This window comes from Roseburia sp. AF02-12 (genome assembly GCF_003461765.1).
Taxonomy (GTDB): Bacteria; Bacillota; Clostridia; order Lachnospirales; family Lachnospiraceae; genus Roseburia_C; species Roseburia_C amylophila.
Map to the genome: position 1 here is coordinate 1,349,136 of NZ_QTXS01000001.1, position 25,345 is coordinate 1,374,480.

The 25,345-nt window shown below is 39.8% G+C and carries 22 protein-coding genes; 3 read left to right on the forward strand and 19 right to left on the reverse strand.

What is annotated here, in order from left to right; genetic code table 11:
* Window positions 1-222 precede the first annotated feature (222 nt).
* The 7 genes from DV740_RS06615 to pcrA all read right to left on the reverse strand — a co-directional run bounded on the left by DV740_RS06615 (window position 223) and on the right by pcrA (window position 9,596).
* The gene (locus DV740_RS06615; RefSeq protein ID WP_199534936.1) at window positions 223-699 is read right to left on the reverse strand and encodes a Mov34/MPN/PAD-1 family protein; all 477 of its coding nucleotides are present in this window, start codon (window positions 697-699) and stop codon (window positions 223-225) included.
* Window positions 692-2,512: a ThiF family adenylyltransferase gene (locus DV740_RS06620; protein WP_118087709.1), complete on the reverse strand. Its 1,821-nt coding sequence runs from the start codon at window positions 2,510-2,512 to the stop codon at window positions 692-694. The genes DV740_RS06615 and DV740_RS06620 overlap by 8 nt, the downstream gene beginning before the upstream one ends.
* On the reverse strand, window positions 2,513-3,622 hold the full coding sequence (locus tag DV740_RS06625) for an SMODS domain-containing nucleotidyltransferase (protein WP_118087710.1): 1,110 nt from the start codon (window positions 3,620-3,622) through the stop codon (window positions 2,513-2,515).
* Between the two features lie 13 nt (window positions 3,623-3,635).
* The gene (locus DV740_RS06630; RefSeq protein ID WP_118087969.1) at window positions 3,636-5,027 is read right to left on the reverse strand and encodes an SAVED domain-containing protein; all 1,392 of its coding nucleotides are present in this window, start codon (window positions 5,025-5,027) and stop codon (window positions 3,636-3,638) included.
* Between the two features lie 68 nt (window positions 5,028-5,095).
* Window positions 5,096-6,826, reverse strand: coding sequence for a 23S rRNA (uracil(1939)-C(5))-methyltransferase RlmD (gene rlmD, locus DV740_RS06635; RefSeq protein ID WP_118087711.1), 1,731 nt, complete (start codon window positions 6,824-6,826; stop codon window positions 5,096-5,098).
* Window positions 6,827-6,961: 135 nt separating this feature from the next.
* Window positions 6,962-7,240, reverse strand: a complete 279-nt coding sequence (locus DV740_RS06640) for a hypothetical protein (RefSeq protein ID WP_022242638.1) — start codon at window positions 7,238-7,240, stop codon at window positions 6,962-6,964.
* 127 nt (window positions 7,241-7,367) lie between these two features.
* A complete protein-coding gene (gene pcrA / locus DV740_RS06645) occupies window positions 7,368-9,596 on the reverse strand; it encodes a DNA helicase PcrA (protein WP_118087712.1) in 2,229 nt (742 codons plus the stop codon).
* A gap of 269 nt (window positions 9,597-9,865) precedes the next feature.
* Here pcrA and DV740_RS06650 point away from each other — a divergent pair, with 269 nt between their 5' ends.
* Window positions 9,866-10,555: a DUF1836 domain-containing protein gene (locus DV740_RS06650; RefSeq protein WP_118087713.1), complete on the forward strand. Its 690-nt coding sequence runs from the start codon at window positions 9,866-9,868 to the stop codon at window positions 10,553-10,555.
* 176 nt (window positions 10,556-10,731) lie between these two features.
* Here DV740_RS06650 and DV740_RS06655 read toward each other — a convergent pair whose 3' ends face one another.
* The 5 genes from DV740_RS06655 to DV740_RS06675 form a co-directional block, all read right to left on the reverse strand.
* The gene (locus DV740_RS06655; RefSeq protein WP_117699169.1) at window positions 10,732-11,064 is read right to left on the reverse strand and encodes a YerC/YecD family TrpR-related protein; all 333 of its coding nucleotides are present in this window, start codon (window positions 11,062-11,064) and stop codon (window positions 10,732-10,734) included.
* A 154-nt stretch (window positions 11,065-11,218) separates the two neighbouring features.
* Window positions 11,219-13,294, reverse strand: coding sequence for a heavy metal translocating P-type ATPase (locus DV740_RS06660; protein ID WP_118087714.1), 2,076 nt, complete (start codon window positions 13,292-13,294; stop codon window positions 11,219-11,221).
* 97 nt (window positions 13,295-13,391) lie between these two features.
* Window positions 13,392-13,694, reverse strand: a complete 303-nt coding sequence (locus DV740_RS06665; RefSeq protein ID WP_022243411.1) for a DUF6110 family protein — start codon at window positions 13,692-13,694, stop codon at window positions 13,392-13,394.
* Between the two features lie 101 nt (window positions 13,695-13,795).
* The gene (locus DV740_RS06670) at window positions 13,796-14,404 is read right to left on the reverse strand and encodes an HD-GYP domain-containing protein (protein ID WP_118087715.1); all 609 of its coding nucleotides are present in this window, start codon (window positions 14,402-14,404) and stop codon (window positions 13,796-13,798) included.
* A 16-nt stretch (window positions 14,405-14,420) separates the two neighbouring features.
* Window positions 14,421-14,660 (reverse strand): hypothetical protein, encoded by a 240-nt coding sequence (locus DV740_RS06675; RefSeq protein ID WP_118087716.1) that lies wholly within the window; start codon window positions 14,658-14,660, stop codon window positions 14,421-14,423.
* Between the two features lie 222 nt (window positions 14,661-14,882).
* Between DV740_RS06675 and bsh the strand changes: the two genes are divergently transcribed.
* Window positions 14,883-15,869 carry a choloylglycine hydrolase gene (bsh, locus tag DV740_RS06680; RefSeq protein ID WP_118087717.1) on the forward strand — a complete coding sequence of 329 codons (987 nt, stop codon included), beginning with the start codon at window positions 14,883-14,885 and terminating at the stop codon, window positions 15,867-15,869.
* A 683-nt stretch (window positions 15,870-16,552) separates the two neighbouring features.
* On the opposite strand, the gene DV740_RS06685 is transcribed toward bsh, so the two are convergent.
* Entirely contained in the window at window positions 16,553-17,284 is a 732-nt protein-coding gene (locus DV740_RS06685; RefSeq protein WP_118087718.1) for a phosphatase, read from the reverse strand.
* Between the two features lie 130 nt (window positions 17,285-17,414).
* Here DV740_RS06685 and DV740_RS06690 point away from each other — a divergent pair, with 130 nt between their 5' ends.
* Window positions 17,415-18,419, forward strand: coding sequence for an ABC transporter substrate-binding protein (locus tag DV740_RS06690; RefSeq protein ID WP_117841773.1), 1,005 nt, complete (start codon window positions 17,415-17,417; stop codon window positions 18,417-18,419).
* A gap of 114 nt (window positions 18,420-18,533) precedes the next feature.
* Here the strand turns inward: DV740_RS06690 and DV740_RS06695 are convergent, their stop codons facing one another.
* The 6 genes from DV740_RS06695 to DV740_RS06720 all read right to left on the reverse strand — a co-directional run bounded on the left by DV740_RS06695 (window position 18,534) and on the right by DV740_RS06720 (window position 25,222).
* Window positions 18,534-19,001 carry a COG2426 family protein gene (locus DV740_RS06695; RefSeq protein WP_022243405.1) on the reverse strand — a complete coding sequence of 156 codons (468 nt, stop codon included), beginning with the start codon at window positions 18,999-19,001 and terminating at the stop codon, window positions 18,534-18,536.
* A gap of 20 nt (window positions 19,002-19,021) precedes the next feature.
* Complete coding sequence (gene hisC, locus DV740_RS06700) at window positions 19,022-20,083, reverse strand: histidinol-phosphate transaminase (RefSeq protein ID WP_118087719.1); 1,062 nt, start codon at window positions 20,081-20,083, stop codon at window positions 19,022-19,024.
* 55 nt (window positions 20,084-20,138) lie between these two features.
* Window positions 20,139-21,338 (reverse strand): pyridoxal phosphate-dependent aminotransferase, encoded by a 1,200-nt coding sequence (locus DV740_RS06705; RefSeq protein WP_118087720.1) that lies wholly within the window; start codon window positions 21,336-21,338, stop codon window positions 20,139-20,141.
* A gap of 59 nt (window positions 21,339-21,397) precedes the next feature.
* Window positions 21,398-22,297 carry a DMT family transporter gene (locus DV740_RS06710; RefSeq protein WP_118087721.1) on the reverse strand — a complete coding sequence of 300 codons (900 nt, stop codon included), beginning with the start codon at window positions 22,295-22,297 and terminating at the stop codon, window positions 21,398-21,400.
* Between the two features lie 208 nt (window positions 22,298-22,505).
* Window positions 22,506-24,038 carry a UDP-glucose--hexose-1-phosphate uridylyltransferase gene (galT, locus tag DV740_RS06715; RefSeq protein WP_118087722.1) on the reverse strand — a complete coding sequence of 511 codons (1,533 nt, stop codon included), beginning with the start codon at window positions 24,036-24,038 and terminating at the stop codon, window positions 22,506-22,508.
* Window positions 24,039-24,055: 17 nt separating this feature from the next.
* Entirely contained in the window at window positions 24,056-25,222 is a 1,167-nt protein-coding gene (locus tag DV740_RS06720; protein WP_199534364.1) for a galactokinase, read from the reverse strand.
* Window positions 25,223-25,345 lie beyond the last annotated feature (123 nt).

A 25,345-nucleotide genomic window follows, 5' to 3' on the forward strand; every position in this document is an offset into this window, starting at 1 on the left:
CCCACAAAATCATGGATGGTACTAATTTTGCACCATACTAATTGTGCAACAGCCTATGGCACAATTACTTTTTTCCATTACTTCAGTATCATTATCTTCTTCCATCTTTTCCGTTTCTAACGATTGATACGCCTGTTTCAATCCTCGTAATAATTCTTCCTCACTCGACAAGTACAGCTTATAATTTGACACAAAAATCTGCGTCTTATCAAGAGGCTAGTGCTACCGCTTATTGAGAATAATTTCTTGCTTATTAACAAATAACCGAGCATTTATATTCCAACTTTCTTGATAACCTCCAACAATAATTAATATAGGTTCTGGACATTTTAGTTTTTGGTCTTGAGATAAAACTATCATTTGATTTTTATCAATATTACTTGGTGCCGACGATGCATTTGGATGATAGTGCCACTCTCCTAAATAATACTGGCCTTGGTCCCATGCCAAGTCTAAAATTCTTTTCAATCCATCTATACCCCTATAAAAAGTACACTTTGAATGTCTAGAATTTTTGGGTGGTGGTGTTATTTGCAAAATGTTGGCTATTGCTTGGTTGGAAGAATAATTTCCAATTAAAATGCCCCCTGTTTCATAAGGATTAGAAATAGCACAATAATAAAGCATTTGTTCATAAGCCTTTGTGTCGAACTTTACAGTATATGATTGATTCTTATCTTGAAAAAGCAAATTATCCATTCTCTCTTTTCTCCACCACCTCATAGCTTTCAAATATCCCATCGCTCTCTTTTTGCTCGTAAATGAGCGAAAGCGTCTTTTGAGATTTTGATATAATGTAATTTTCAATTACCTTCACGGAAGTTGCAGCAGCAATCCAAATATCATCACTTCTTCCAGGAAAAGTCGGATGCCAGCAACCAATTCCATTCCTTGGCAAGTCGTAATCATCATATAAGACTTTTTCTGCTTGTAGGTACGGGGAAATCAAATCATAAAAAGCATTAAATTTAAAAGTGTTACCATTCATCAGTGTAACATATAATCGTTTTGCACCCAATCCAACAGAGACTGAAGCTATAATATGGGTTCTCTTAAAATTAGTTCTTTGAAGAATATCAAGTACATTATTTTCCCCAGTACAATCAACAATAACATCATATCTATCCAAATCAATATTTGTTTTAAAAGAGTCATCATTTGAAAGAGTATCATTTATAACTTTAACATTTGCGTGTGGATTTAGGGAGTTAAGATAATTACATACCGATAATTCTTTAAATTCACCAATATTATTTAGATTTAAGATATGGCGGGATAAGTTCCCGACTTCAAATATATCTGAATCTGCAATAGTAATATTATATACTCCTGCTCTTACAAATATTTCTGCGATTGATGCTCCAATGCAACCTGCTCCAATGAGCAATATTCTTTTTCTTAGTAACAGGTCACTCATTTTACCTCGTTGAGATATTTCGTGTTGGTTCCAATTTTCTGAAACAATCCAATCCAATTTTGCATTTTTAGTGAATACCTCACATCTATCACACATCCACCATCCCTGTTGATTATTTCTGAATCCTTTTGCTGTCCTTTTGCCATATGATACAGTCGGTAAATACAGAGCTTTCCAAGAAATTATCTCGGGGTCTCCACCAAAAATTCGGGGAACAGGGAAACCAATTAAAAGCAAATGCCGTTTTCCGTCCCGAATTTTTGAGACAATATTTTGAAGGATACACATTATATTAATATGTTGTTTTTCACAGGCAACTAACAATTCGCCAAATGTTTCTGGTGCTTGCCACTCATTAACAACTGGGATCTGATTCATAAGTATCCACGGGGCAATAATGGGAGGTGATATAGTTGTTTTTGAAAGATATTTTCCCCATTCTGTATAATGCTGGATGTTGTTACTTAGCGATTTAAACACCTTAACATAGTATACAAATGGTTTACTTTTATACACATCTAATTCTGCTATTCCATACCGACATTCGACACTCTCCCATTGCATGAAGGTAACCACATCTTCCGAGAAAGCAAACTGCATTTCTAAAATATTGCTCATAGAAAATTCGGGCAGCTCAAATGGCTCGCTTTCTGTAACTAATTTTCCTTTTGCCGCTAGCTCTAGCCAACAAATTGCTCGTTTTGCATGATACAACAAGCGTTCATCTACACTATATGGTTCCGATTGATAATTAGGTATTGTATTCACCTCAAGGCATAATGCTCCTTTTCTCCACAATCCGTTTCTTTCAATTTTGGAGTTGTTAGCTTGATGATACAATGTAACCGTTATACTGTTTTCGACGTCTGGATATACTTTAATTTTTCCCTTTGGGTATTCGGATCCAACAACGAAAAACCATTGAGATTTCTGAGGGAAATATGGTGTTTCACATTCAATCACAATACTTAAGTGTAAATACCAAACATTTAATTCATTATCAAATTGCCACTCATTCATTATCTCAACTTGAGATAATGAATCTAAAGCCCTTCGAGCCTGATTTAATTTATCAAGAATTTGTTTTGACTCCATCTATGCAAATCTTCCTTCTGGAATGGCTGCCGATTTTTCAGTACGGGTTGTAAATCCCGTTGAAGAATTAGATTTTGATGGCTTTGGAGCTGGTGGAAATTCATTACCAAATAGCTCTCTCCATTTGCAAACACTATCATATAATTCTTCACAATCAAAAGCTTCACGAGCTATTTTAGCAGCATCACAAACCGTATCGTAGAAATCAGAATATTCTTCATCTGTAATTCGTGCAAAAACATCATGTTCAGGAACGCCTCTATCAGCTAAAAAAGGTTTATTAGTGTATTGGGAAACGATATTTTCAAGAGTTAATACAACACCTTCGGCAACACTTTTAATATCATCTGGACAACAATCACCAATAAAATGTTCCAACGGATAACTCTTGGGATGTTTCATATCTGGATATTGTGTTTTGCGCCACCACTTCAATGCCTTAACAACATTTATATAGTGGGTATTGCAATTCTTGTTTTTTTCAACCGTCCATCGAATTTGCTCAAGTGGATGTGTTTTATCCCATTTTTCCGCTTCACGGTCAGGAATTAGCAACGGTTCGGATTTCCATTGAGGTTCGTTATCTGATTTATAAAATATGTTATATGCACTTTTAAGTAAGTCATTATTGAACGATTTTGTAAGTAACTTTTGTTGGAAATCTTCAATTGTATATTCCGAAATAATCGCCTCATCTTGAAGTACTCCTGTTTCGCTTTCACTAGGTGCAGAAGTAGGTACGATATCCAAATCAACATAACTTAAACTTATACCAATTGACCTGCCTTGAATTCTATATTTGTCTTTATAATGTTTTTCTAAAAATGGAACAAATAAATCCAAAGCCTCCTCTGGTGTAAACTCTTCAGAGTCTAATTTCGTTACAACAATTACATCGACATCTGATTTATTGCCGTTTTTGGGTTTTACTGCTGTGGAACGTCGGTAACTTCCCTGTAAGAAAGTACTAATAATAATCTTTGATAATGTTTCATCTTCCTCTAATCTCCTTCTTAATGTCGTATGCCCTGTTTTCAAATCCTTCACTTGATTGTCAGACAAACGAATATTAGATAGAAAATCTTTAAAATATGACGGTACAGTAGACATAAATAATCCTCCCTTAATTAGTAAAACTTATTGATTGTGAATATGTACAAGAATTCCTTTGCTCAAAATCATATTCATATAGAATACATTTGCCAAATCCAACTGAATTTTGACCTAAGAAAAACATAAATGCATTTGGAGCAGCAGCAAAAATATGTAGTGTTGCACGCCGTTCCACAGTGCTTCTTCTGCCAATAGCGTTATAAACTGAATTAGCTAAAGCAGTTGCATGTGTTCCATCTTCTATCGAAAAATTTGTAGCACCAACATCGCTTGGCATACAATTAATGATACATCCAATTGATAGATTGTTTTCTTTTATGAATTTTACCACGTCATTGTAAATGTTACGAGTGACATTTAATACTAATGCAGAATCATATTGATTCTCATTAAACTTTTCGTGGGAAATATTCCAATTAGTATAGTTCCTTTTAGATGACAGTTTCACATCCCATAATACAGTGCCATTGGTCGACGATTTTTGTATCGGAAATACGTTGATACCTGATTTACTATCAAGAATTCTTCCTGCTGCAAAGGCTATAGACGCATGTGTATCTAAAAATATTTGATATGCATACTTGTTGCTTGTATTTGTGAGCAAAAATTCCTCCAAATTTCTATAAATATCTTTGTTCCAATCGTATTCACCCTTTATATTGCGACCATCAAACTTATTAATGAATGATAAACAACTCTCTGTGTCTTTTTCCAGGTTTTCTGCTCCACGGGTAAAGCTTTTCACACCAATAGATATTCTTTTAGGGGAATACTTATCGGCAACAAGAAAAATGCGTTTTTCCATTTCTTCATCAAAGTCTTTTCTATCAATACCTTTACCATGTGTTGAAGAAATCATCTGATCATTTACAGTCGCTGAAGCAATAAACCTAATTTGGTCAAACGTCATCATTTGATTGCTATCTGAAATATACTGATGCAACGAATCTCTTACAATTTTTTCTAAAACTTCTATTTCAAACGGCAAAATAAAAAACCGTATTCTCTTATTATCAAGCAAATCTGTATCAAACCCATTTAGCGACGATTTTGCTTCTTTATCAAGCACTTTCCCATAATACTTTTCGATTGACTTTATAAATGTGTTGGCGGACTTATCACATTGCCCGATTAAAAATAATTCATATTCAGGACTTTCTATATCCTTTATAAGGTCATCTAGCCATATTTTAATGTCTGATTTGGTAAAAGTATTTATCGTTGATTTTACTTGTATGCATTTAACAATTTGATTTTGCTGCTCTAATGCTATATCAACCTTATCATTTGATGTTGGAAATTCGACATATATCTTATCCCAGTTACCTTTATCAGTTAAGGCCTCTAATACTGAAGCAAACCCCTGGTATAAAAATCCCCGTGATGCTTCTTTTCCACCCATAATCCTCACCCTTTCCATCATTTATTTGCTTTACTAATCCATGTGATATTCTATAAACAGGCTACCTATTAAATAACCCCAAAATATTTCAAAGCATCTTTGATTGCTTCTACCTTTTCCGCTGTCGGATGCTTCCTCGGCTGTTTCAATTCCTCTACCGCATTAGGAGCATCGTACATTGGCAAGCCTAAATCTCTCTTTACCTCTGCGATATATGCGGTATGTACCTTGAAACCGTATTTAGCTTCTATGTACTCCTTTATCATTTTGTAGGTCACTCGTTCTTTGGGCTTATAGCTTTCCGCTCTTTTAGCAATATTATCAAGTGGAACTTTTCCCTCACCCTCGCCAAACTCAACTTTTACGTTGATATGTCCGTCTGGCTTTTTGTGGGAAAGCAGTACTACCGCCTCAATATTTCCGGACCATGGGAACATGTCCACGCAGCATATCCTCTCCACCTGATATCCTCTGGCGGTTAAAACCTCTAAGTCTCTTGCAAGACTGGTTGGCTTACAGGAAATATAAATCATACGGTCTACGCCATAGTGGATAATTTTCTCCAATGCCTTTGGATGGATGCCATCCCGTGGAGGATCTAATACGATAAAATCCGGTTTTTCGGTAATATCGTCCAATACTTTTAAGACATCACCGGCTAAAAATTCGCAGTTTTCAAGACCATTTAATGCCGCATTTTCCTTTGCGGCTTCCACGGCTTCTTCTACTATTTCCACACCCACTACCTTTTTTGCGGCAGGTGCTAACATCTGTGCAATGGTTCCGGTTCCGCTGTATAAATCAAATACCACCTTGTCTGCCTTCTCGGTCAGCGTATCTCCGATATAGTCCCTTGCAGTCTGGTAAAGCACCTCTGCTCCAAGAGAGTTGGTCTGGAAGAAAGAAAATGGTGTGATTCTAAAACGAAGTCCTAATAATTCTTCGTAAAAATAATCTTTTCCATATAAAATCTCTGTTCCTTCATCCTTTACTACATCTGCTACACTGTCATTTTTCGTATGAAGAATTCCTGCAATGCTGCCGTCTAAATCAAGTTTACATAATGCATCTTTCATTCCAGCCAACAATTCTTTTTCTGAAGATACTGCTTCTGTCAGGCCATCCAGAATATGCTCTGCGCCTGCCGTTACAAGGTCAATCAGGATCTCTTTGGTCTTTACCGCTTTACGCACCAGTAAATGACGCAGATATCCGGTATGCCGCATTCTGTGATAATAGGAAATCTTTTTTTCTGCAAAATACTGCTGCACACAGCTTAATATCTTCCGATAATCTTCATCCACAATTTTGCAGTCTGTTACCGAAACGATATCATAAAAACTGCCACGCTTATGCATGCCAAGGGCAAGGGGACCATCCTTATATTCATCCCCAAAAGTAAATTCCATCTTATTACGGAATCCGAATTCATTCGGACTTGCTTTTACGCCCTCAAAGCTGCAGTTTTCCGGGTCTACTACCGCATCCATCAGTTTCTTCACCTGCTGTCCTTTTAATGCAATCTGATCTTCATAGGATAGATTCTGATAAGTACAGCCTCCGCAGATTCCAAAATGCGGGCACGGTGCTTCCGGCAGCTCATTAGGTGCTTTCTTAAAAACTTCCAGTAAGCGGCCTTCGCCTTTTCCCTTTCTTACTTTATTTACAGAAAAGGAAATCTCCTGTCCCGGTAATACGTTTTTTACGATTACCTGCTTTCCTTCTTCTACTTTTACAACTCCCTTATTCGGGAAATCCACATATGCAACAGTTCCCTGTAATACCTGACCTTTTTTCATACTTACCTCACACAAACAATTCTTTTCCAAAAACACATGTCATCCGCAGCGTTTCCGGCACACTCAGTAAAAGGGCTGCATGATATCACACAGCCCTTTACATCTTCACCTGTTAAATTATGCAAATGATAATGATTATTTCTCTTCCTCGTCATCCTCGTCAAAGAAATCATCTTCAAAATCATCATCGAAATCGTCTTCAAAATCCTCCAGATAATCTGGTGCAAAGAAACGATATAATCCATAAGCAGCTGCAGCAACTACTACAACAATACCAATGATTGCAAAAATTAAACCAGCTTTTGATTTTTTCTTCTCTTCCATTATTTCCTCTTTCTCCTTTTTATGCAATAATTCTGTTACTTTGTTCACATTTGCGGTTAATAAATTCTTTAATTCTTCCATTTTTTCCATTTCTGACCACTCCTTTTTATGCCAACAACAGTTTTTCATTTTCCTGCCACCTAGAACTCTTTTTATTAATTCATTATAGCATATGTTTCCCCAATCTACTAGAAAAAATTACAAATTCATAAAATTTTTATAACTTTTTCAATTTGGCAAAGGATGCAAACATCTTCTTCACACCTACACTGGAAAAATCAACGGTAACCTCATAATCCCTGCCGCCGTCAATAATCTGCTTTACGACTCCGGTGCCGAATTTCAGATGGGAAACGGTATCACCCACAGCATAATCCAACGGCTTTTTCATTGCGGAATTGCCAAAGTTTCTTGCCTCCGGTACGCCAGTTCTGCGCAGTGCCATCGGCTTTGCCGAAAATGCATTTTTCGCCAGCATGCTTGGTTTCGGAATATCCGGCATTTTTTCCTTCTGGATGGTTCCCGCCAAAAGTTCCCGCGGAATCTCTTTTACGAAACGGGACACCTTATTATACTGTGTTTCTCCTCGTATCATACGCATTCTTGCGCAGGATATGGACAACCGCTCCTTGGCTCTTGTGATTCCCACATAGGCAAGACGGCGCTCTTCTTCAATTTCCGCTGTTGGATTTTCCGCACAGATTGCACCGAATCCCGGAAACAGTCCGTCTTCCATTCCTGCCAGATAAACCTGTGGAAATTCAAGACCTTTCGCACTATGTAACGTCATCAGCACGACATAGTCCTGTGTTTCATCCACACTGTCAATATCCGCAACCAATGCTACTTCCTCTAAGAATCCGCTTAAGGTCGGCTCTTCTTCACTTTCCTCATAAGTAACTGCTTTGGAAATCAACTCGTCAATATTTTCAATTCGCTGCTGTGCTTCCTCTGTATTTTCTGCTTCCAGTTCACGGACATAACCGGTTTCTTCGATAATTTCCTGCAAAAGCTCTGATACACTGATATATGGTAACTTGCTCCGCATACTCTGAATCAGCATTACAAACGGTCTGATTTTTGCAGATGCCCGTCCGATTGTGCCAATCTCTTCTGCCATTTTTAAGGCATTATAAAAGGTAAGACCGTTTTCATCGGCATAATCCTGCACCCTGCTTAATGTCGTTGCTCCAATTCCACGTTTTGGCACATTGATAATACGGCGTACCGCCAGATCATCCATGGCATTGTCAATGGTCTTAAGATAAGCCAGTAAATCCTTGATTTCTCTTCTGGAATAGAAGTTTACGCCTCCCACAATCTTATATGGTATGCTGGCTGTGATAAAACGTTCCTCAAAAAGCCGGGACTGGGCGTTGGTACGGTATAATACGGCACAGTCTCCGTAATGATACATGCCTTCCCGCACTTTGCTCCGGATATCTTTTGCTACATAGTCTGCTTCATCAAATCCAGTTTCAAACTGATGAAATGCAATTTTTTCGCCTTCCTCATTCTCCGTCCAGAGGCGTTTTGCCTTTCGTCCCACATTATTTGCAATGACCCCATTGGCTGCATTTAAAATATTCTGGGTGGAACGGTAATTCTGCTCCAGCTTGATGGTGACTGCATTTGGAAATTCTTTTTCAAAATTCAATATATTATAAATGTTTGCTCCACGGAATTTGTAAATGGACTGGTCATCATCACCTACCACGCAGAGATTCTTATATTTGCCTGCCAGCAGTTTAATCAGCTGGAACTGTGCCGTATTGGTATCCTGATACTCGTCCACCATAATATAACGGAACCGCTCCTGATAATAATCCAGCACTTCCATGTCTGACTGGAAAAGCTCTACGGTCTTCACAATCAAATCATCAAAATCCAGTGCATTATTTTTCCGTAACACCTGCTGATATTCCCGGTAAACGGCTGCTTCCTTCATTTTCCGGAAATCTCCCTGCGCCCGAAGGGCATATGCTTCCGGACTGATCAGCTCGTCCTTTGCAGAAGAAATGGTCGCAAGCAAACTTTTTTCCTTATACATCTTCGTATCAATTTCCAGACGCTTGCAGATATCCTTCATAATGGTCTTCTGGTCTTCTGTATCATATATGGTAAAGTTGGTTCCAAATCCGATATGGTCAATAAAACGGCGCAGAATTCTCACACAGGTAGAATGAAAGGTAGATACCCAGATATTTTCCGAGCCATAGCCCACCATGTCATCAATACGCTCCCGCATTTCGCCTGCAGCCTTATTGGTAAATGTAATCGCAAGGATATGATAGGGATTGACTCCCAGTTCCTCTATCAGATATACCGCCCGGTGAGTCAGCACACGGGTCTTTCCGCTGCCTGCGCCCGCCAGCAGCAGCACAGGTCCTTCTGTTGTAAATACACCTTTTTTCTGTTCTTCATTTAATGAATCGTATATACTCATAATGCTCCTTTACTCTCCTCAATACCACTCCGCTCAGTATACCATACTTCCTTAGGGGATGGGAACATATTTTCTGTATTTCTTTTCAGATTTCTTTTTGTACTGTCCGTCGAACGCATTCATGAGTTCTTTTCCCTTATGTTTATTCTATTGTAGTTGCATCACGCAATGTCATTTACACATCACAGCGTCATTGTATATGCTTTCTGTCATTTTTCTTCTTGTCATCTAGTTTTCAATACTATATAATAGGCATGAGGTGAGTTCAAATGACAATTGATGCAAAAGATTTATTAAACAGTATTTTATCCAGTCTGTCGCGGATTGACTATATCCGCCCGGAAAGTATTCCAAATATTGACCTTTACATGGATCAGATTACTACCTTCATGGATACCCAGCTTGCAGCTTCCAAGCGGCACCCGGATGACAAGATTCTGACCAAAACCATGATTAACAACTATGCAAAAAACAATCTGCTTCCACCTCCGGTCAAGAAGAAATACAGCAAAGAACATATTCTGATGCTGATTTTCATTTATTATTTCAAAAGCATATTAAGTATCAATGATATCGAAAGTATCTTAAATCCTCTGGCAAAACGTTTCTTCAATGCAGAAGGAGAATTCAATCTGACAACTGTCTATGAAGAGGTGTTCAGTCTGGAACGGGATGAAGTAAAAAATCTGATGAAAGATATTACCAAGAAATTTAACACCAGTTCTACCACCTTTGCAGATGCGCCGGAAGAAGACCAGGATTTTCTTCATACCTTTTCTTTTATCTGCATGTTAAGCTTTGATGTATTTGTAAAGCGTATGTTGATTGAAAAGCTGATTGACGAGACGAAAGAAATGGAAAAAGAAGCCGAAGATGAGCAGCGTGCAGCAGAAAAGAAAGCTTCCGAAGAGAAAAAAGTTTCCGAGAAAAAGACTTCCGGAAAAAAGTCGAACGAATAAAAAGCCATATGCCTGGAAAAAAGAATGTGCCTTGGCACATCCTCGCGGAGCGTTTTTTACTTTACAGAAAAGCAATTTCCTGTAAATCGAAAAAGCACCAGTTTTCGAACCGGTGCTTTTCTTTATCATTTACATGATTTTGTGTAAAAAAATTAAATATCGATTTAATTTTATCTCTACTCTTCGTTTTTCTTTTCCGCTTTTTTCTCTTCTTCCAAAGGTTTTACATTCGTTCTTGCAAATACCATATCATATCCATCGCATCCATAATTCAAGGAACGGTTCACACGACTGATGGTTGCTGTTGATGCGCCAGTTTTCTCTGCAATATCAAGATAAGTTCTCTGCTCACGCAACATCTTTGCCACTTCATATCTCTGTGAGAATGCCAGTAATTCATTTACCGTACAGACATCTTCAAAGAATTTATAACATTCCTCTTTATTTTCAAGGCTTAAGATTGCATCAAACAAATGATCCACTGCTTCCGTTCTTACATTCTTACTCATTCTGCCTCTCCTTTTCGTATTATACTTTTTTCAATACAAAAATGTTAGCATATTAAAGTGTGAAAGTAAACCGTTTTTCGAAAAATTTTCTTTTCAATTTTCTATTCAAAATTTTTCTTTTTCTGAACCGTAAAATTTCTGTTTCTGGAAATTTTTAATCCAGAAGATTCTGCATACTCTTTAAGGTAATTACCAAGGTAGATGTATTATGAAGTAATGCAGATACGGTTGGCTGCAGGACTCCTGCCACGCCAAGCACAATCAGTCCTGTATTGAATCCAACAATTGTCCGGTAATTCTTATGAATCCGTTTCATCAATGCATTACTCAGCACCTTTAAGGTTACTATCTCATAAAGATTATCTGCACCGATAGTTACATCTGCAATTTCTCTTGCAATCTCTGCTCCATCACTGATGGCTATTCCAATATCTGCCGCAGATAATGCCGGTGAATCGTTGATACCATCTCCAATCATAATGACCTTGTGTCCTTCTGCTTTGGCTTTCTCTACAAAACTTGCCTTATCTTCCGGAAGTACCTCGGAGTAATACTCGTCTACGCCCACTCTTGCTGCAATGGCGGATGCTGTACGTTCACTATCCCCTGTCATCATAACAACTTTCTTAATTCCGGCTGTCTTTAAGGAATTTACAACGGCTGCTGCTTCATCACGAAGCGGATCTTCAATACAGATAACGGCTGCAAGGCGGTTCTCAATTGCCATATAAAGGTGTGAATATTCTGATGGAAGGCTGTTAAACTGTTCTTCATAGCCTTCCGGAACCACACATTTTTCATCTTCAAATACAAAGTGATAGCTTCCGATTACCACACTCTTTCCTTCTATGGTGGAAGAAATTCCGTGGGCTACAATATATTCCACCTTAGAATGTAGTTCTTCATGCACAAGATTCTTTTCCTGGGCTGCATCTACAACTGCTTTTGCCATAGAATGAGGGAAATGTTCCTCTAAGCAGGCAGCAATACGTAAAAGTTCTTCCGTGGGCTTATCCGTAAAAGAAACTACATCCACTACGGTAGGCTGTGCTTTGGTCAGAGTACCTGTTTTGTCAAAGACGATGGTATCTGCTTCTGCCATTGCCTCTAAGAATTTGCCACCTTTTACGGTAATATTGTGCACACTTGCTTCACGGATTGCAGACAATACAGATACCGGCATTGCAAGTTTTAATGCACAGGAAAAGTCCACCATAAGAACTGCTAATGCTTTTGTGGCATTTCTGGTAAAGAGCCAGGTAATGCCTGTTCCTAGTAATGTATATGGAACCAGACGGTCTGCCAGATGCTCGGCTTTACTTTCCAGGGAAGATTTTAACTTCTCTGACTCTTCAATCATCGTGACAATTTTTTCAAATTTGCTGGAGCCATTTACTTCTTTGACACGAATGGTCAGTTCTCCTTCTTCCAATACGGTTCCGGCATAGACATAACCTTCTGCACTCTTATGCACCGGAAGGGATTCGCCGGTTAAGGATGCCTGATTTACCATCGCATCCCCTTCCGTTACCACGCCATCAAACGGAATGACATTTCCCATATGAATACAGACTTCATCGCCTTCTTTAATCTCAGATGCCGATACCAGTATTTCCTGTCCATCCTGACACAGCCATACTTTACTGACATTTAAGGACATACTTCTTGCCAGATCATCGACGGATTTCTTGTGTGTCCACTCCTCTAAGATTTCTCCAATGCCCAGTAAGAACATAATGGAACCTGCTGTATTGATGTCATTGCGAAGCAGAGAGACTCCAATAGCTGTTCCATCCAGCACCGGAACCTCTATCCTGCCCTTCGCCAATGCAGACACTCCAGCCCACAAATATTTCACGGAACGGACCATGGTAATTCCTGCGCGGATTGGATATGGCAGGAACATCTTACTGCCCATACGGAGTACCACTTTATTTACCAGCTTGTCCCAGTAAGTCCGGTTCAGCTCCCTGCCGGAATTCTGTAAAAAAGTCTCTGGCACATCCACTTTCTGATAAGAGAAATGACGCAGTGTCTCTATCATCTCCTCACGATTTCCCACATAACAGACTACTGCATCCTGTAAACGTTCATTTACTTTCACTGAAGTGACACATTTGCAGTTACTCAGGTAATATTCCATCATATCTGCCTGGCGGAAACTCATCCCGCCCTGAATGATATGAATACGAAGTCTTCCTTTTATCTCATGTTTTATAACAAATCTCATATTACATACTTCCTTAGATAAAGAATCACCTACAGCATATTCTGCAGGTGATTCTCATAGTTTACGTGAACAGCGAACAAAATCGCATGCCCAATGTTTATTCTGCTACAGTTTCTTCTGTTGCATCTTCTACAGATTCATCTGTATATTCTGCTGCTTTAGCAGCTCTGTCTTCATTAATCTGCTGTGCCTCTGCATAAATATCCTCTGCATTCTCCTGGATATTAGAAGCAGTCTTCATGACACATTCCTTTGCACGTAATGCTGCTGCTGTACAGTTTGTGTAGACTTTCTTTGCATCCTTGCTACCTAATATTTTAATTCCGGCTGTTCCAAACAATACACCGGCAGCAAAGATTCCGGTCTTCTTCCAGTTAAATTTTTTCACAAAATCAAACATATGTATTCCTCCTATTTCTGTTTGTTTTTTAGCTTACCGCCATTAAAACCCATTGTCCATACTCTTTTTCGTTATTGAGAATTCTTATCAACAACAGAATCTTATCTTGAAATTTTGATTACGGAAATAATTTCTTCCCAGTGGTCTAAGACATACTGTCCGATAATCGGGTCATACATCTTTCCAAGATTATTTTTGATTTCCTGATAACAGTAGTCAAAATCATGCGCTTTGCGATAACTCCGGTTTGAAGTCATGGCATCAATGGAATCGCAGATTGCAATGATTCTTGCCCCAACCGGAATTTCTTCTCCTTTGAGTCCAAGCGGATAGCCCTTTCCATCGAATCGTTCATGATGACAGAGCACGATATATTTCATTTCTTTTAAATGTCTTGATTTGCTCAGAATCTCAGCTCCGGTAGAAGGATGCCTTTTTATTGCCTCCCATTCGTCGTCATCAAGCTTTCCTTCTTTATTTAAAACAGCATCCGGAACACCGATTTTTCCAATGTCATGGAGATGTGCTGCAATATGGATTTGCTGTATATTCTCCGTTTTTAAGCCAATTAATTGGCATACTTTCATAGCCATATCACTGACACGCTGGGAATGCCCCGCCGTATAAGGGTCCTTGGCATCCAGTGCACAGGTAATGCATTCTATAATTTCATGATAATCTATCTCATCGCAATATTCACAAGTTTTCAAATAATCCCTTCACTTTCTATCCTTCAATGGCAAATTTTGCAAATGATAATTCTGCTCCTTTGCCGATTCTGCTGCAGATATTTACCACTCTGGTCATAACACCTGCAAACTGGTTATCTTTGGTTACAATTTTAAGAAGCTGTGTCTCTGCCTCATATTCTGCTTCCTCTACATCTTCTAATTCTAATGTTTCACGAAGAATTTCTTTTACCTGATCCTCTGTTACTTTTTTAGACATCCGATAATATCTTCCCATAATGTGCTTCCTTTCTTAGTTGTTACTACTTTATGTTAGTTCTTTCTAATCCAGTTGTATTATAACACCTGCTATTGAAAATAGAACCTTTCGTATTGATATTTTTTCTCATTATTTCTTAATTTGATTTACCCCTGTATCCACGTTATAATAGTCCTATTACATAAATCTGATTTATCAGCAGAATACTAATACAAAAGAAAGATAAAAGGAGGCTATTTTATGTGCACCGCAGCTACTTATCAAACAAAGAACTTCTACATGGGCAGAACCCTTGATTATGAATTTTCTTATGGTGATGAAGTCACCATCACCCCTCGCAACTATCCTTTTCATTTCCGTCATGCCGGGACTTTAAGCTCCCACTATGCCATGATTGGCATGGCTCATGTAGCACCAGACAATGGTGTTGACTATCCTCTTTATTATGATGCCTGCAATGAAAAAGGTGTCTGCATGGCAGGGCTTAACTTTGTGGGAAATGCCGCTTATGCTGATATTATTGATACAAAAGAAAATGTTGCACAATTTGAATTTATTCCATGGATTCTAAGCCAGTGTGCTTCTGTTTCAGAAGCCAAAGAAAAATTAGTACAGATGAATCTCGTTGGAACTGTTTTTGCCAGCCATTTTCCGGCAGCACAGCTTCACTGGATGATTGCCGATAAAAGCGAAAACATCGTTGTGGAATCCATGGCAGACGGGCTTCATATCTATGACAATCCTGCCGGTGTGCTGACCAACAATCCACCTTTTCCAATGCAGATGTTTGCTTTAAATAATTATGCAGCGCTCTCATCCAGGCAGCCGGAAAATCATTTTTCCGACAAGCTCAACTTACAGGCTTACAGCCGCGGTATGGGGGCTTTGGGTCTGCCGGGCGATTTATCTTCCCAGTCCCGTTTTATCCGGGTTGCTTTCACCAGACTGCATTCCATTTCCGGCAGTTCAGAAATCGAAAGTGTCAGCCAGTTCTTTCATATCTTAGGTTCCGTCGACCAGCAGCGGGGCTGCTGTGAAGTTGCTGATGGGAAATATGAAATTACAATCTACACCTCCTGCTGCAATGCGGATAAGGGAATTTATTACTATACGACCTATGATAATCATTCAATTAACGGAATCAATATGCATCATGAGAACCTGGACAGTGCAGAGTTGATCCGGTTTGCGGTTCTTGATGCAGGCGAGATTCACTGGCAGAATTAGGGGATTGCAATGTGGGAGAGAAATTTGTAAAAAAATTTTGCAGCAGTCAAAGCACATTGATTTTTATATGATGAAACGTCACCGTTCTAAGAGGTCTGTTTTTCTTTTTACGATAAAAACCGTCTTTTCCATGTTTGACAAAATATTGGTACTGTTCGCCGAAGTGCAGATGCCTGATAAGGTCTGTTAGGGGCACTTGGAATTTCGTCTGGCAACAGGCAACGCTGGTACAGGGATGTACCAGCGAGGCACAATTGAACATGGATGTGAATTTGTGCCGGTTGCCAGATGAAATGAAAAGTATATCGAAATTCCCAGTGCCCCTTGCAGACATTAGGTGGCATCTGTCCTCGGCGGACAGTGCCAATATTCTGTCAAAGCAACCGAAAAGACAGTTTATCATCAAGAAAAACAGACCCCTAAGAACGATTGACATTTCACATAAAAGAAAATCAGATGTGCTTCGACTGCTGCAAAATTCTTTGATTCTAAATGTTATCTCCACATCGCAATCCCCTAATTGATGGCATATAAAAGGAGCAGACCCGCATCAAAAGTCTGCTCCCTTTACGTCCAAAGTATTTTGTGTGTATTGTAATGTTCCTTACAAGAGTTAGTTTATACTAACTCTTGTTTTCTGTCAATACCGCTGTTGATATTCTTTTCTCACCTGTGATAACTCCTTATAGATGTTCCGGTGATTTAAAATAATTCAAAAAACTCTTCGCCAGTTCCACATTGGTATTGACCACCAGTTCTTCCGGAAAATCTACCATCTGAATAACTTCCAATGAATATTGATGATTCCCAACTGCAGTATCCACATGTGCATCAGAATCCATGATAACCGGAACTTTATATTCCTTGCAAAGTTCTAACATTTTGCAGCTGTTTTCCTTCGTATTCTGCCGGAAGCCACCCGGTATCAGGGAGCCATTGTTGACCTCTAACAATACATGATGTTCCTTTGCACCTTCCACCAATGCACGATAATCCACCGGATAATAAGAATCATCCGGATGTCCGATAATGTTTACATAGGGATTTTTCATCACATTCAGATAAGTTTTCGTATTTTCTTCTATGGTTCCCGGATGAAAACACGGACCATGCATACTTGCAACGCACAAATCCATCTGCTTTAAGGTACGCTCCGGCAGATCCACATGCCCTTCCATATCCATGATATTAAGTTCTGCGCCAAACAGCGTATACATTTCTCCATGCTTTCTTTCCAGCACGCGAAGATTATTAAAATATAACTCGCTGCAGGTTCCCGGCATTTTCGGAGCATGCTCTGTAATACCAAAGAGACGGATTCCTTTCTGCTCTGCCGCCTTTATCATTGCTTCAATAGTACTGTAAGCATGTCCGCTTGCAATTGTATGAGTATGAAGGTCTACGTAGTCGTTCATGTTCTGTTCTCCTTTTATATCTCTTGTCTTAATACTGTTTTCTAAATTTCAGACAATCCTATCCTATTCATCATAGCACATTTTCATCTGTCTTTCATACTATAATACAAATGTCTTTTAAGGATGCTCTATGAAACGATTTTATAAAAAAGGTATTTCTCTTTTCTTAATTCTTCTTATGTCCTTCCCGCTTTGTGCCTGCAAATCAGATGATTCTAAAGCATTAACAACCGTAAAATTAAATGAAGTGGCACATTCCATCTTTTACGCACCGATGTATGTGGCCATCGAAAAAGGCTACTTTGAAGATGAGGGAATCGAGCTCTCATTGACCACCGGCTTTGGAGCGGATAAAACCATGGCTGCCGTTGTTTCTGGGGATGCAGATGTAGGGTTCATGGGAACGGAGGCAAGCATTTATGCCTACACGGAAGGTGCAAAAGACCATGTCATCAATTTTGCACAGCTTACCCAGCGTGCCGGTAACTTTGTGGTTGCAAGGGAAAACACCGATTCCTTTTCCTATGAAGATATGATTGGAAAAGATGTGCTGGGCGGAAGAGCCGGTGGCACACCGGAAATGGTATATGAATATGTACTCCGGGAAAATGGTGTTTCTCCTTCCGAAGTCAAAATCGACCAGAGTATTGACTTTGGTTCTACCGCAGCGGCTTTTTCCGGCGGGCAGGGGGATTATACCATTGAATTTGAACCATCCGCTACTGCTTTGGAGCAGTCCGGTGACGGCTATGTGGTAGCGTCCATTGGCGTGGATTCCGGCTATCTTCCATATACTGCTTTTTGTGCCAAAGAAAGCTATCTTAAGGAAAATGCCGACCTTATCCAGCATTTCACCAATGCTTTACAGAAAGGCATGGATTATGTAGCAGGTCACAGTCCGGAAGAAATCGCAACTGTCATTGCACCACAGTTTAGTGAAACAGATCTTAAAACCCTTACACTTATTGTAAGCCGCTACTACGACCAGGAAACCTGGAACACAGATTTAATACTCCGGGAAGAAGGCTATGACTTAATGCTTACTATTTTAGAAGAGTCTGGTGTTCTCTCCGGTGCCGCTCCTTATGAAGATCTTGTAAATACAGATTTTGCCGAAAAAGCATCCACACCGTAGTTTAAAATATCAGAAATTAAATCATTATTTAAAAAGCACAGAATATATAGTAAATAACATTACTATACACGCTGTGCTTTTATCACTTAGATATCCTTTTTACATTCCACCCTGTTAGCGAATCATAGAAAATGCACCAACACTGATTAACATCATAATTACACCAGCCAGCAATACGCCAAGCATCACTGCGATAACAGATGATTTAAAATCCATATCTAAGATGCTGGCTGCCAGAGTTCCTGTCCAGGCTCCGGTTCCCGGCACCGGGATTCCAACAAAGAGCAGTAATGCCAGGAATAATCCTCTTCCTGCCTTTGCCTGCAGCTTCTTACCACCCTTTTCACCTTTTTCCAGACACCAGCCGAAGAATTTTCCAATAACAGGCTTATCTGCACCCCAAATCAGTACTTTTCTTGCAAAAAAATAAATAAATGGTACCGGCAGCATATTTCCAATGATGGAAATAATATAAGATGGTATCAATGGAAGTCCAAAGCCCTGTGAAAATGGAATCGCTCCTCTCAGTTCAACCAGTGGTACCATGGAAACAAAAAATACAATCAGATAATGTAATAACATAATACTCCTTTCCTAATGAATTATGACTGTTTATAGTTTTTCAAAAACGTAATCAGCATATCCATTTCTTCATCTGAACCAATGGTAATACGCAGGTAATTTGCAATCCGCTCCGGTTTGGAGAAATGACGGACATAAATGTCTTTCTTCTTCAAATCTTCAAACAGCCTCTCCATGGAAATCGTATCATGGGTTACAAAGAGGAAGTTGCTCTTTGAATCATCCATCCGGTATCCCAGTGCCCGAAGTTCTTCCTTGGTACGCTCTCTCGTTGCAATAATCTTCTGTGTTGTCTCTTTAAAATAAGCTTCATCCAAAATAGCAGCCGTTCCCATTTCAATCGTAAGGGAATTTAAGGTATAAGAATTAAATGAATATTTAACATCGTTCAAATATTTGATTAATTCAGGCTGTGCCATCGCATATCCAATCCGCATGCCTGCCATGGAACGGGATTTACTAAAGGTCTGGACTACCAGCACATTGTCATATTTATCAATAAGCGGCAATGCAGATGTTCCACCAAAATCAATATATGCTTCATCCACAATAACAATGACATCCGGATTCTGTGCAATGATGCGTTCCACATCTTCTAACGGAAGCAGTTTTCCTGTCGGTGCGTTTGGATTTGGAAATACAATTCCTCCGTTTTCCCCAGCATAATCCTCCGGGCGAATCGTAAAATCCCTATCCAGTGGAATCTGCTTATATGGAATACGGAATTCCTCTGCCCAGACATCATAGAAAGAATAAGTAATATCCGGAAACAGAATCGGACGATTGGAATTAAAAAATGTCATAAAGCACATGGCAAGTACATCATCTGAGCCAACGCCCACAAAAACCTGATCGGAATTTAAACCATATCGTTCTGCAATTGCGTCCGTCAGTTTCTCAATCTTTGGATCCGGATAAAGACGCAGCCGGTCGGTATCAAAAGAGGTTAAAACATCCTTTACTCCCGGTGCCGGTGGATACGGGTTCTCATTGGTATTCAGTTTTATCATTTTCTCTTTCTTCGGCTGTTCTCCCGGAACATACGGGATAACTTTGCGTATATTATTTTCCCATGCTTTCATGTCTTACTCCTTCTATCTGCTGCTTGATTTTATCATTCTTTCGTTTTCCGATTTCTTATTCTGCTGCCTTCAATCCATACTCTGCTGCCAGCTTTGCAAATGCCTGCATGGAATTTACTACTGTCTCATAAGAAGTGCAGTATGCAAGACGTACATAACCGCCATAGCCGAAGGCACTTCCTTTTACCAGAATCAAATGGTATTTCTTCGCAGCTTCTACAAATTCTTCTTCCTTTGCAACCGGAGATTTCAGCCACAGATAAAATGCTCCCTGTGGTTTGATGCAGGTGAATCCAAGCTTCGTCAGTCCTTCATATAAAGCAATACGGTTGCGGTCATAAAATTCAAGATTGGTCTTTTCCTTTAAGCACTCTGCCACTGCTTTCTGAATGAGGGATGGTGCATTTACAAAGCCAAGAGTACGGTTTGATACGGTAATTCCCTCGATTAATTCTGCGGAATCTGCCGCTTCGTCCGGCACTACCACATAACCGATCCGCTCGCCCGGAAGTGATAAAGATTTACTGAAGGAATATCCTACCAGCGTATCTTTATAATATTTTGTCAAAAAATTCTCCTGTACGCCGTCGTAAACCAGTTCACGGTATGGTTCATCGGAAATAAGATAAATATCGGTTCCAAATTCCTCTTCCTTCACAGTTAAAATTCTGGCAATCTCTTTTAAGGTTGCATCTGAATATACCACTCCGGTCGGGTTGTTCGGATTGTTGATGATAACCGCTCTTGTATCTTTTGTAATTTTTCGTTCAAAGTCTGCTAAATCCGGCATAAAATCTGCTTCATCTGGCATGACTTCCACAATCTTTGCATCGAAGTTTGCGGCATAGCTTTTATATTCACCAAAATACGGAGCAAATACCATAACTTCATTGCCCGGATCTAAAATCGTCTTAAAAATAATATTCAGACCGCCTGCTGCACCAACTGTCATAATCAGGTTCTTCCCATGGAAATTGGTTCCGAAGCGTTCATTTAAGTTCTCTGCAATTGCCTCCCTTACTTCCTCATAGCCTGCATTTGCCATATATCCATGCACCACAAGCGGGTCTTCTTTATCCAAAATATCATAAATTGCTGTCTTAATTTTTTCCGGTGCCGGTGTAGCCGGATTGCCAAGGCTGAAATCATACACATTTTCTGCCCCATATCTGGCAGCCATTTCTTTTCCTTCCATAAACATGGCACGAATTGCAGAGCTTCCTGCCATTGCCTGTTTTATCTTTTTTGACAACATATCTTATGCCTTCTTTCTCTTTCTATTCTGTTACAGTATAGCTGAGACTATCCGTAAAATCAATCTGTTTTCTTGTTTCCGATGGGAATCTGCGTGATAATAATTGCCACAAACATCAATACGCAGCCTAAAATTTCTTTTGGTGATAATATCTGTCCCAAGATCACCCAGCCAGCCAGTGCGGAAATCACGGATTCCAGGCTCATAATAAGGGATGCGATAACCGGGTTGATGCCTTTCTGTCCTACAATCTGCAAGGTGTAGCCAACGCCGCAAGAAAGAAGTCCCGCATACAACAAAGGCAGCCATGCCGCCTGAATATTGGAAATGTCCGGTGTCTCTGTAAACAGCATTCCTACTGCTGAAAGTACTCCGCATACAAAAAACTGTATACAGGACATTTTTACACCGCCTACCTTCGGTGAAAAATAATCAACCACCAGTATATGAAAGGAAAATGCCAGTGCACATAAAAGAAGCATGATGTCTGCCCGCTCAATGGTAAAACTGCCGTCCTTCATACAAAGCAGATACATTCCCACAACTGCTAATGCTACACAAAACCACAGCTTTATCCCTGGCCGTTTTCCGATAAAAATTCCGATAACCGGAATCATCACAATATACAATGCCGTAAAAAAGCCAGATTTACCAACGCTTGCTTCCATAATGCCAAACTGCTGCAGATTGGATGCAATGCAAAGAATTACACCACAGGCAATTCCGCCTGCCCACAAAGTCTTTTTATCCTCTTTTTCCTGATTTTCTGCTCCTGTCTCTTTCTTTTTCTTTAAAACCAGAATAACCGGGATTAGCACCAGTCCCCCCAGAACGCATCGGATTGCGTTAAAGGTAAAGGGACCAATATATTCCATGCCCACGCTCTGGGCTACAAAAGCAACGCCCCAGATGGTTGCGGTCAATAATAATATCAAAGAACTCTTTATCTGCTGTTTCATAAAATCTCCATTCTGTCCTTATTCTTTTGCATAATTTATCATATTGCTCTTATATTAATGCATTTCTTTCCTTCTTGCAAGAGTCATAACATACAACAAAGAGCATCAAAGGCGGTGCTTTTCATCCTTCCCATTGGATGACACCTTATGCCAATGATGCTCTTTTCTTATGTTAACCAGAATCCCTCTCCCGGATAAACACCTTTTTCTATTTATTTACCGTGTCAATAAAGCGTAAGAATGCTTCTCTTCCTTCTTCGGTGCATTTGTATACACCGGCATCCAGAAGAACTTCACGGAATACCAGTCCGATTTCCTTTCGGATAATCCCGTCGATATTTTCTTCCGTAATGCTCTCATATTTCGGTAAAAATTCCTCTACCCAGTCTGCATGCTTACTTAAAACTTCATTGCTCCGTAAATCAGCCCTGGAAAGAATTGCCGTCTTAAGCTGTGCCATCTCGTCCTTCAGACGTGCCGGCAGCACTGCCAGACCCATTACCTCGATTAAGCCGATATTTTCTTTCTTAATATGATGAAGCTTTGCATGCGGATGATATACGCCCAGCGGATGCTCCTTTGTTGTAATATTATTACGAAGCACTAAATCCAGTTCGTAATTATTGCCTCGTTTTCTTGCAATTGGCGTAATGGTATTATGTGGCTCCCCGTCTGTTTCTGCAAAAATAAATGCTGCCTCATCCGTATAGCCACGCCAGGTCAGAAGTATTTTATCTGCCAGCTCAATCAGCCGTTCTGTATCCGGTGCGGACAGGCGGATAACTGACATCGGCCATTTTACAATTCCGGCTTTCACATCTTCAAAGCCCGCAAAGGTAATCTCTTTTTCCAGCGGTGCCTTTGCCATGGCAAATTCATAATGTCCACCCTGGAAATGGTCATGGCTTAAAATCGAACCTCCTACAATCGGCAGGTCTGCATTGGAGCCAACGAAATAATGCGGAAACTGTTTTACAAAATCCAGCAGTTTTCCAAAGGTTGCCTTCTCGATTTTCATCGGTGTATGCTTTCCATTAAACACGATGCAGTGCTCATTATAGTACACATAAGGAGAATACTGTAAGAACCAGTCACTATGATTGATGGTTACCGGAATAATACGGTGATTCTGTCTTGCCGGATGGTTGACTCTTCCTGCATAACCTTCATTTTCCTTACATAAAAGGCATTTCGGATAGCCGCTCTGTTTTGCCAGCTTTGCAGCTGCAATGGCTTTCGGGTCCTTTTCCGGCTTGGATAAGTTAATTGTAATATCCAGTTCACCAAACTCCGTCTCTGCGGTCCATTTCATATCACGTCTGATACGGTATCTGCGGATATAATTGCTGTCCTGGCTGAGAGTATAATAATAATCTGTTGCCGCCTTTGCATCCTTCTCATAAAGGCTCTGAAATTTATGAATTACTTCACCTGGTCTTGGCATCAGCATTCCCATGATTTTCGTATCAAATAAATCTCGGTATACTACGCTGTTTTCCTTTAAAATGCCTTTTTCATAAGCATAATCCAGCAGACGGTTTAATAATTCTTCCAGACTCTCTTCTGCTTCTTCTCTGCTCATCGGTGTCCGTGACTGATAAGCTGTCACAGCGTCCTCATCTAATTCTTCTAATTCAAACAATTCCAGCAGGCGGTTGATGGTAAATCTTTCATCTTCCTTCGGAACCAGTCCGGTTACCATGCCATATTCTGTTAATTTTAAGATATCTTCACAAATCATAACTTACCTCCTGTTTCTTATGCCAGTCTGGATGGACCGTCTCCAATTTCTACTACATAGAAATCTGCGCTGTATCCAATTTTCTTTTCATATGCACTTCCTACTGCTTCAATAAAATGCTCTACTGCTTCATCCTTTACAATACTGACGGTGCATCCGCCAAAGCCTGCACCTGTCATACGGGATCCAATGACTCCATCCACCTTCCAGGCTTCTTCCACTAAGGTATCCAGTTCAATTCCGGTTACTTCATAATCATCCCTTAAGGATACATGAGATGCATTCATCAGCTTTCCAAAGGTTTCCACATCATTTTCTTTCAAAGCTTCCACTGCTTTTAGGGTTCTCTGGTTCTCATATACCGCATGTTTTGCCCGACGCATGCGGACCTCACTTCCGATGGCTCCCTTATATTCTTCAAACTGTTCCTCAGACAATTCACCAAGACTTTTGATGTCCACCACCTTCTGTAATTCTGCCAGTGCTTCCTCACACTCTGCACGACGTTCATTATATTTCGAATCACCCAGACCACGCTTCTTATTGCTGCAGGAAATTACAATTTTAGCATCTTTTAAACGAACCGGCGCATATTCGTATTTTAAAGTTGCTGTATCCAGGAAAATCGCATGCTCTGCTTTTCCCATGGCAATGGCAAACTGATCCATGATGCCACAATTCACTCCATTGAATTTATTCTCTGAAAACTGTCCGATTAAAGCCAGATCCTGATTCGTTACACCAAATCCGAATAAGTCCTTTAAGATATATCCGGTCAGTACCTCAACAGATGCAGAAGAAGAAAGTCCGGAACCATTCGGGATATTTCCAAATAATAACAAATCCAGTCCGGTATCTACCTGCATGCCCTTTTCTCCAAACGCCCAGATAACACCCTTCGGATAATTCGTCCAGTCTGCTTCTTTCTCCGGTTTCAAGCCTTCAATGGAAGATTCCAGCACACCAAGCTGTTCAAAATTCATGGAATAAAATCTCAGTTTCTTATCAGCACGTTTTCTTGCCACGCCATAAGTTCCAATGGTCAGTGCGCATGGAAATACATGACCTCCGTTGTAATCCGTATGCTCTCCAATCAGATTCACACGTCCCGGTGCAAAATACACACGGATGTCTCCTTCATCCCCAAATAATTCCTTAAACCTTGTCAAAACCTGCTCCTTCATCAATACATTCTCCTTTCGATTTATTTTCATCCGTTCCTGTTATCCGGCACATTTTCACAGGATATTATTCATCTGTCTTTGTGCTCGTCAGCAACATAATTTATATTTTTTACTTCTTGATAA